This window comes from Bacillus sp. OTU2372 (assembly GCF_038440275.1).
In the GTDB taxonomy this organism is placed as follows: Bacteria; Bacillota; Bacilli; order Bacillales; family Cytobacillaceae; genus Neobacillus; species Neobacillus bataviensis_B.
In genome coordinates this window covers 1-1,168 of record NZ_JASATK010000063.1, presented here as the reverse complement: position 1 = coordinate 1,168, position 1,168 = coordinate 1, and the positions used below count along the sequence as shown (strand labels likewise).

Here is a 1,168-nt window from a genome sequence, read left to right as displayed (position 1 = left end):
GCATAATGATCTGAACTCATTTCATTTAATCGTTAACTCCTAATCAAGGGATATGAAATCCTGCGAATAAGCGAGCATTCGAGAGAAAATCGTATTTAACTGAGGGAGTTGAAGAAGACTGAGGGAGTTTTAGAACAATTTAAAATACAGTTACAGCCTCAACTTCGTTCCAAATATCCTTCAATTTTTCTCCATTTTCCGTTCCGTTATCCAAAAGTTCTTGAGGGGTATTAAAATAAACAAACTCTTTAAGATGTTCTCCCACCCCGTACCCCTCTTTAACATTTACAGTTCTATATATTTTCCCTTTGAACCTAAACTCAATCTCGTGACCTATATTAATATCTCTTTCAAATTCCTCGAATGAATAATCCATATTTCTTCTCACCCGCTAGTTCAACTATTGCACCCGATAGTTTAAGTTCATCATTTCACAAATTTATTTTTCACATAAAAATGAGTCGTTGAATCGACTCAATAGGTTGTTATTACCTTTTGTTTTCCGTAGAAGAACCATAGTGATTTTTTATTTTTATCTATTAATTACAGTACATCTCCTAGCCCCTCTACGAATTAAATTCTGTGCTCTTTCTAAGGAAATTCTAACAAGAACTGCTTCGTCAACATTGTTTTCCACGTCGAAAACTGCAAATGCTTGTCCATCTACAATTAAAACGCAAATGAATTCTCCATTGGTTGGGACACGATTAGAAATTGTACAACGTTGAACACCTTCTCTTATTAATGCTCTAAATTCTCTCTCGGAAATGCGGATGAAAACAAATTCCTCAATATTCAAACTTTCTACTTCAATTTCTACCACAAGAAAGAACCTACCATTAATTCTTACGACACAATGTGCTCCAATTTCAATAGCATTATTCATACTTTTCACCTCCCCTTAATACATTAAATGCAAAAAGGAAGTAAACTGTGTGGACAAACATACAACTAATTTTTGAATATTATTTTAGATACAATAAAAATCGCTCAAATTAATTACTATTAAATAGAAGAAATAACTTTAAAAAGTTTTTTACTTCTTTCCACAATGCAGGAGTCTACCATTTGTAGTTAACATTGTGTGCTTATTAAAGTAAACTGCTCCGTTAGTGCAATAACAAAAAAGGGATCGCTGCCGCAACCCCATCTTAAACATAAGCACCCG

2 protein-coding genes are annotated in these 1,168 nt (G+C 33.6%); both read right to left on the bottom strand.

What is annotated here, in order from left to right; translation table 11 throughout:
• Positions 1-139 precede the first annotated feature (139 nt).
• Positions 140-376, bottom strand: a complete 237-nt coding sequence (locus tag AAHB15_RS29875) for a hypothetical protein (protein ID WP_342043894.1) — start codon at positions 374-376, stop codon at positions 140-142.
• A 156-nt stretch (positions 377-532) separates the two neighbouring features.
• Positions 533-886 carry a hypothetical protein gene (locus AAHB15_RS29870; protein WP_335575882.1) on the bottom strand — a complete coding sequence of 118 codons (354 nt, stop codon included), beginning with the start codon at positions 884-886 and terminating at the stop codon, positions 533-535.
• Positions 887-1,168: the final 282 nt, after the last annotated feature.

Excerpts from the sequence above, each read along its gene's own strand:
- AAHB15_RS29875 (WP_342043894.1), bottom strand. The coding sequence starts at position 376 with ATGGATTATTCATTCGAGGAATTTGAAAGAGATATTAATATAGGTCAC.
- AAHB15_RS29870 (WP_335575882.1), bottom strand. The coding sequence starts at position 886 with ATGAATAATGCTATTGAAATTGGAGCACATTGTGTCGTAAGAATTAAT.